Annotated in this window: 5 protein-coding genes; 4 read left to right on the top strand and 1 reads right to left on the bottom strand. The window is 43.6% G+C overall.

Annotation, left to right across the window (positions count from 1 at the left end; translation table 11 throughout):
• From H6S82_RS12250 to H6S82_RS33440, 4 genes are all read left to right on the top strand, one after another.
• Nucleotides 1-2,079 (top strand): GAF domain-containing SpoIIE family protein phosphatase (locus H6S82_RS12250; RefSeq protein WP_191056267.1); only part of this gene is annotated, 2,079 nt, incomplete at its 5' end.
• An 88-nt stretch (nucleotides 2,080-2,167) separates the two neighbouring features.
• Nucleotides 2,168-2,752 (top strand): DUF6272 family protein, encoded by a 585-nt coding sequence (locus tag H6S82_RS12245; protein ID WP_190473956.1) that lies wholly within the window; start codon nucleotides 2,168-2,170, stop codon nucleotides 2,750-2,752.
• 40 nt (nucleotides 2,753-2,792) lie between these two features.
• The gene (locus tag H6S82_RS12240; protein WP_190473958.1) at nucleotides 2,793-3,137 is read left to right on the top strand and encodes a hypothetical protein; all 345 of its coding nucleotides are present in this window, start codon (nucleotides 2,793-2,795) and stop codon (nucleotides 3,135-3,137) included.
• Nucleotides 3,138-3,197: 60 nt separating this feature from the next.
• Complete coding sequence (locus H6S82_RS33440) at nucleotides 3,198-4,613, top strand: hypothetical protein (protein ID WP_242056923.1); 1,416 nt, start codon at nucleotides 3,198-3,200, stop codon at nucleotides 4,611-4,613.
• A 195-nt stretch (nucleotides 4,614-4,808) separates the two neighbouring features.
• Here the strand turns inward: H6S82_RS33440 and H6S82_RS12225 are convergent, their stop codons facing one another.
• Nucleotides 4,809-6,950 (bottom strand): methyl-accepting chemotaxis protein, encoded by a 2,142-nt coding sequence (locus H6S82_RS12225; protein WP_191056266.1) that lies wholly within the window; start codon nucleotides 6,948-6,950, stop codon nucleotides 4,809-4,811.
• Nucleotides 6,951-7,325 lie beyond the last annotated feature (375 nt).

Below are 7,325 nucleotides of genomic sequence, written 5' to 3'. Positions count from 1 at the left end.
GTCCTTAACCTTCTGGGTCGGTCTAAAAATCCTCGCTTTTTAATCGGTGATGCCTACAACGAGGAGGAATGGCTACCCCTTGCTATGCAAGCAAATGACCGATTAGGACTGCACTTGCTTTATTTAAATAAACTTATTTTAAGTTATCTATTTGGTGAATATAGTCTAGCCATAGAAAATGCTTTGAGAGCAGAAGAGTATTTAGATGGTGTAATCGCAATGGTCGTTGTACCTATCTTTCATTTCTATGATTCTCTCGTGCATTTAGCTGTATTTGCTGATGGTTCAAATTCCGAGCAAGAGGCTTGGTTGAATCGGATTAATCTTAACCAAGAAAAGATGCAGAAATGGGCGCATCATGCCCCAATGAATTTTTTGCATAAATTCGATTTAGTAGAGGCTGAGAAAGCACGAGTATTGGGGCAAGTTGTGGCAGCAATGGATTTTTACGAGCGAGCTATTAAAGGAGCAAGAGATAACGGATTTATCCAAGAGGAAGCATTAGCTTATGAGTTAGCGGCAAAGTTTTATCAAGCGCGTGGTATGGATAAGTTTGCCCAAACTTATATGAAAGAGGCTCACTACGGCTATGTGCGCTGGGGAGCGAAGGCAAAGGTAGAGGATTTGGAAGTAAAGTACCCGTATTTATTGCCTAAATCATCTCCAGCGAACAACCTTACTTTTAGCCATACGATAAATAACCCTAACATTACTACAACTGGTAGTCAGTCAGCCTCAGCTTTGGATTTAGCCACTGTAATGAAAGCTTCTCAAGCGATTTCTGGCGAAATTTTGCTGGATAAATTACTTACCAAATTAATGAAAATTTTGATGGAAAATGCAGGAGCGCAAACTGGATATTTAATTTTGGAAACTGAGGGCAAGTTGCAGATTGAAGCTTGTGGAGAGGTAGATTCGGATAACATCACAGTATTGCAATCAATTCCTCTAGAGAATCGTCTGCCAATAGCAATTATCAATTATGTTGTCCGCACGAAGGAAACAGTGGTTTTGAATGATGCTACTGGTGAGGGTAATTTTACTAATGACCCTTACATAAAACAGCACCAAACTAAATCTCTTTTATGTGCGCCATTGATCGATCGCTCTCAACTCAGCGGTATTGTTTATTTAGAGAATAATCTGACCACAGGCGCTTTTACACCAAATAGATTGTCAGTTTTACAACTGTTATCGGGACAAGCTGCTATCTCGATTGAAAATGCCCGACTCTATCAAACTCTAGACGACAAAGTTAAAGAACGCACCGCCCAACTCGCTAAAGCAAATCAGGAAATCACCGCTCTAAATGAACTCCTCAAAGCAGAAAATTTCCGTATGAGATCTGAGCTAGAAGTTACCAAACAACTCCAACAAATGATTTTACCCAAACAATCGGAATTAGAATCAATTGAAGGATTAGAAATTACGGGATTTATGGAACCAGCCGATGAAGTGGGCGGGGATTATTATGATATACTGCAACGAGATGGCAAAGTCAAAATAGGCATTGGCGATGTCACTGGACATGGGTTAGAAAGTGGGGTATTGATGTTGATGACGCAAACCGCAGTCAGAACATTACAGGAAAGCGATCGCACTGACCCAGTGCAATTTCTAGACATTCTCAACCGCACAATTTATGGCAACGCTCAACGAATCAATCCCTATCGAAATTTAACTCTAACTTTACTAGATTACGCTAATGGCACTTTGAGAATTAGCGGTCAACATGAAGAGATAATCATCGTGCGTGCTAGCGGTGAATTAGAGCGAATCGATACGCGAAATCTCGGCTTTCCCATTGCTTTAGAGGAGGATATTGCCGATTTTATCTCGTCCGAAGAAGTGCAACTCAATTCAGGGGATGTGGTAGTATTATATACAGATGGAGTTACAGAAGCGTTCGATATCGATCGCCACCAATACGGACTAGAACGCTTATGCGAAATAGTCAAATGCAACCACTCTTTTTCCGCAGCAGAAATTAGACAAGCGATTGTTGATGATCTGCGGCGGCATATCGGTTCCCAAAAGATTTTTGACGATATTACATTAGTCGTGCTAAAACAAAAGTAAATATTTGCCTAATTGGCTTCAAGTATTCGCTTTTGTTCCCATTTGTTAATTTTTACAACACTCAAAACTAACATTATCTCAAATGCCTATGTCTCAAATAATTGGAAATTTCATAGAAGATGTATTGGATGATAGTAAAATATTTATGATGGAATTTTTTATGCACGCTGTACCCATGACAAAGCGCAAGCAAACAAGATATCTATCTATGGCTTTTATGGCTGAATATTTAGCAAATTTTTTTACATTTAAAGAAGAAGAAGATATATTTTTTTTTCAAAAGCAACTCCAACTTAAAAGCGCTGCTAATTACATTGCTAATGAGTTGTTGGAAAACTCGATAAAATATAATTACGAATTAGGCAAATATCCCCTTAGATTTGCGATTTACTTGCTGGAACGCAATTTGGTATTTGTCAGCAAAAATTGCGTTAATAAAAAAACTTTAGATAAGTTGAATAACTTTATTAACGAGCTGAGCGATTCTGATGTTACTGAGTTCTATTTCCGTCAGTTGGAAAAAGGCGCTGAAGAGAAGAGTGAGGAATCGCAGTTAGGTTTCTTGAGCATCCTTAATGATTATGAGGCTAAATTGGGCTGGAAATTTGAGACAGTTAGTAAAGAACCTGAAATTACTAGCGTTACCACAATGGTGCAGTTAGCAACCAACTGATGGTAGATTATTTAAACGATAAATAGCAGGCTGAAAGAGAATGGAAGTTAAAACTGATGACTACAGGGTATGGTACGAGGCAGAAACGACAACAGTGAATTTTCAGGGTTTGTTGCGGGAAGGGACAATCGCTGACTACAAAGCTATAGAGCAGTTACTTAATGAGGCGCTGGCGCTAGAATTGCCGATGATGACAATAAACCTACAGGCTCTAGAATTTATAGACAGTTCGGCAACGAGTGTATTGTCAAGATTTGTGATTGGAATTCGCAAGAAAAAATCAATTGCCCTAGTAGTTAAAGCCTCGAAGCTAATACCCTGGCAGGAAAAATTTTTGGATAACTGGAAAAAATTGCTACCTAATTTGACCCCGCAATGGGAATAGTAGATAAAGTGTATAGTAAATCTTCGGTAAGAACAGTCGGATTAAAACTGAGTATCGGTTATGAGTTTCCAAGTTATCGGGCAAGCCAAACATCTACTGCTCAGCGGACTGATTGCCAGCCTCGGACTGTGGACAGTACCAGCGCAAGCACAAGTTTCCGATGCCAAAGTGAATGCAGTGCTGGAAGCATTGCGCCAAGCAGCACCACCCAACCGTCCCAATGATGGGATGTACAGCCAGTGGCAAGTTTTACCGGGCATCATTCCCAGCTGGACAAAACAATGTGTCGGACGGGAACTCACCCCCGCTCAATTTGAGTCTGATGCAAGCGCCGCACGCAACACCGTCGCCTGCATCGTGCGACGGGAACTAGACAAGCAGTTTCGCGCTACCAACAACAACGAAACCGCATCTGTACGCAACGTGGCGTGCTGGTGGATGACTGGCAACGCCGGAGGTTGTGGTAGCGGTGCAACTGCTACTTACGTGCAAAGAGTTGCCGGTTTCTATCAGCAATCAGCGCCAGGAACTAACCCGCCAGCGCAACGCCCATCTTCTCATCGGCGTTCGTCAGCAAACACTCAAACTCAAACCGCTACCCCTTCATCTTCATCCATTGCCTTACTTTCCGACAACCAAGTAGCGGCAATGGTGGAAGCTTTGCGGTTAGCTGCACCCCGCACTCCTACCACGAATGATGGACTTTACAGCCAATGGCAAATCAAACCAGAAATTATCCCCACTTGGTCTAAACAATGTATCGGACAGGAACTCACGCCGCAACAATTCGAGTCTGACCCAACGGCGGCGCGAACGATCGTATCCTGTATTATGCAAAGAGAGTTAAACAGCCAATTTAGCGCCGCTAACCGAAATGAAACCGCCGCAGTCCGCCGTACTGCTTGTTGGTGGATGAGTGGCAAACCTACAGGATGCGACAGTGGCGCAATTGCTGCTTATGTCGAGAAAGTTGTCGGTTTCTACCAGCAGCAGGCACGCGGTTCTAGCGCTTCCGAACAGCGATCGACGATCGTTCCACCATCTAGTCTATCTCCAGCTAGTTCATCATCAAATGTAGAAGTTTCCGATAGCCAAGTAGCAGCAATGGTGGAAGCGCTGCGCGTCGCTGTAGCTGGCAAAGTCAAACCTAACGATGGACTTTACAGCGCATGGCAAGTCACGCCCGGTATTATTCCCAGCTGGACAAAACAATGTGTCGGACGGGAACTGACACCTGCACAATTTGACGCCGATGCAACTGCGGCACGCAATACGGTCGCCTGTATTATGCGACGCGAACTCAACAGGCAGTTTCGCGCCATCGGTAACGATGAGTCATTAGCTGTCCAACGTGTCGCAGCTTGGTGGTTAACTGGCGATGCCAATCTTTACAATAGCGAAAGAGCAGCCGACTACAGTCAGAGAATTCTGGGTTTATACCAACAGCAACGCTCTAATTTCAGCAGTCAGCCCTAATCGTTTTTTAGGGTGCGTTACACTGCCTTAACGCACCCTAAATCTGCAATTGTGTGTTGCTTTGTCATTCGTTTTGTAGAGTATATAGCAACCGACGATACCAAATCCGGGTCTGCTACTTTCTTTTTCAGCCACAATCTTTTTCTCCTATTACCCCACCTTTGAATAATGAGAATAATCGCAGCGCATTTGGGATTACGAGGCCACCGAACTGGAAATAATTTCCCGCAATACTTGAGCGGTATTATCTAATTGGTCAAGTACTTGATTAGTTTGTTGTAAAGATGCCACAGTTTGCTGAGACGCTTGACTTAACTTCGATATGGCCACACTAATTTGCTGTGCCCCCTCAAATTGTGCTTCTACAGTTTGACTGACTTGTTCAAATTCTGGTGTCAGACTCTGCACTTGCTCGATCGCCTGCGTAATTTGCTGGCTGATGCGACCCACCAGTTCGACGTGAAATCCGACCTGATGGCTGAACTTATCCATTTCCATGACGCCTTTGTAAACAGAAGATTGAATCTCTTTGACCACTTCTTCAATTTCTTGGGACGCTGCCGCCGAGTTATCTGCCAATCGTCGCACTTCTCTGGCTACCACCGCAAAACCCGCTCCGTACTCCCCGGCTTTTTCCGCTTCAATCGCGGCGTTGAGGGAGATTAAATTAGTTTTATAGGCTACGTCCGAAATTCGGTTGACGGCGCTATTGATGTTATTGGCTTTTTCATTCATCACCCGCAATCGGGCAGAAATCACGTTGGTCGCTGAAGCTAAATCCCCCATCGCCGCCGCCATTTCTTGGAGGCTTTTTTGAGAATTACTGGTTGCTTGTGCCGTCACGATCGCTTTTTGGGTGACATTTTCCATTGTTTTGACTAATTGCCCGGAAGTGTTAGCAATACTACGCGCTGTTGCATTGACTTCGCTGGTGGAACTGGCTTGCTGGAGGGCGCTTGCTTCTAGTTGCTTGCCTGAGTTAGCGATTTGGCTGGTGGAGGCGGTGACTTGAAGACTGACTTGATTGGCTTGTTCGATGACCGAATTGAGTTTAGAAAAGGAGGTTTTCAGTTGTGTGGCCATTTTGTTGAACGAGTTGGACAGTCTTTCGAGTTCCCCAATATGGCTGGATGCTACTTCCTGGTCGAAGTTGCCATCCGCCATCTGTTCTGAGGCTTGGGCAATTCGCAATATGGGGCGATTAATCGATTGTGCGGTGACAATGGCGATCGCGATCGCTGCTAATAACCCCAGCACGCACAACCAAATTGTTATCCGGTTGTTGGCATTGATTTCTTCCAAAAAGTCTGATTCGGGGACAATCAGCACGATTAGCCAATCTAATCCTTTACCATCCTTGAAGGGAGTCACTTGCAAGAATTGCCGTTCTCCATTGACGACAAATTCTAGTTGCTGTGAAGTTTGAATTTGGTTTAGGTTAGAGAAGCGATCGCGCAAATACTCTCCCGTAGCTCGCACTAAAGCATTATTGCTCTCCGTTGCCTTCAAGCGTTTTGTGTTTTCACCGCTGCCACTCGTTATCGGCTCAGTTGTCGAACTGGCGACTAGCACTCCAGAGCTTTCGATGATAAAGGTTTGCCCCGACTTACCTATTTTCAATGTTTTCAGGAATTGGCTGAGGTCTCTAGGTAAAAACAGATCGGTTGCACAGACTCCAATTAAGGAGTTATTCGTTTTATCGTAGACAGGAATACTAGAAGTAATAGTGGGCAGTAGTGTCGAAAAGTCTAGATAAACTTCGCTCCAGGTAAGTCCTCCTGTTGCGACTGCGGCTTTGTACCAAGGGCGTTGGCGAGCATCATATCGGTTTGTTTCTTTGTTATTTAAAACAGTACGATTGCCATTGCTATCCAGACTGTAGTTATTATATCGATAATTAGTGGCAGCATTGCTCATCTTTATCTCCAATTTTTGCGGATTGTTCGGATCTACCAATACGCCAAATGCTTCGCCACCTTGTTGACTGCCACAATATGTATAACTAATGGATGGAAACAGCTTTACTTGTTCCCAAAAGCGTTGTTCCCCTTTGCCGTTAATGATATCGATTTCGCCCCTACTTAAGGCATTGGCATTGAGTTGAACTATTTTAGGGGGTATCTCAACATTAGCTTTAATTTGGTTTTCGATCCTAGTATTCAATTCGTTACGCAATTGAGCAGCAACATTGTTAATTGCCTTTTGTCCGTTCTTGAACGAGATATATCCTATTAGCCCTACCACAGCAGTTGTTTGCAGTACGAACGGGACAATCAGCGCTGCCCGTAGGGGGATTTTCCTTGAGGATTTGGTAACTAAATAATTTTTATTTGACATATAGCTAGGGACTGGGGCCTTGGGATTGGGGATTAGGGGAAGAAGTCTTTAGAATCAACGGTTTGGTGTAATTCAGAATGCCTTGACTGCCGATGCGGGTGCTATAATATTGGATAATGTTTACAATATGGTTGATTTCCATAGGATAAAAAGTGTATTCTGATTATTAATCTGCCATCAAAATGACACTGAATTGGAAATGATATTCTTGAATATTTAAGCAGTTTCATCCAATTGAGTCAATGCCTGGTTAGTCTCTTTTAAAGATGCGACTGTTTGCACAGCAACTTCGTTTACTCCCTTTCCGCCGTAAGATGATCGATCGCAAGTTACCTGTTGTTCTTTTCTCCCCCACTCCCCCACTCCCCCACTCCC

This window comes from Planktothrix sp. FACHB-1355, from assembly GCF_014748295.1.
GTDB lineage: Bacteria > Cyanobacteriota > Cyanobacteriia > Cyanobacteriales > Aerosakkonemataceae > Aerosakkonema > Aerosakkonema funiforme_A.
This window is presented reverse-complemented; position numbering and strand designations above follow the sequence as displayed.

Coding starts and splice junctions, on each gene's coding strand:
- H6S82_RS12240 (WP_190473958.1), top strand. CDS start 2,793: ATGGAAGTTAAAACTGATGACTACAGGGTATGGTACGAGGCAGAAACG.
- H6S82_RS12245 (WP_190473956.1), top strand. CDS start 2,168: ATGTCTCAAATAATTGGAAATTTCATAGAAGATGTATTGGATGATAGT.
- H6S82_RS33440 (WP_242056923.1), top strand. CDS start 3,198: ATGAGTTTCCAAGTTATCGGGCAAGCCAAACATCTACTGCTCAGCGGA.
- H6S82_RS12225 (WP_191056266.1), bottom strand. CDS start 6,950: ATGTCAAATAAAAATTATTTAGTTACCAAATCCTCAAGGAAAATCCCC.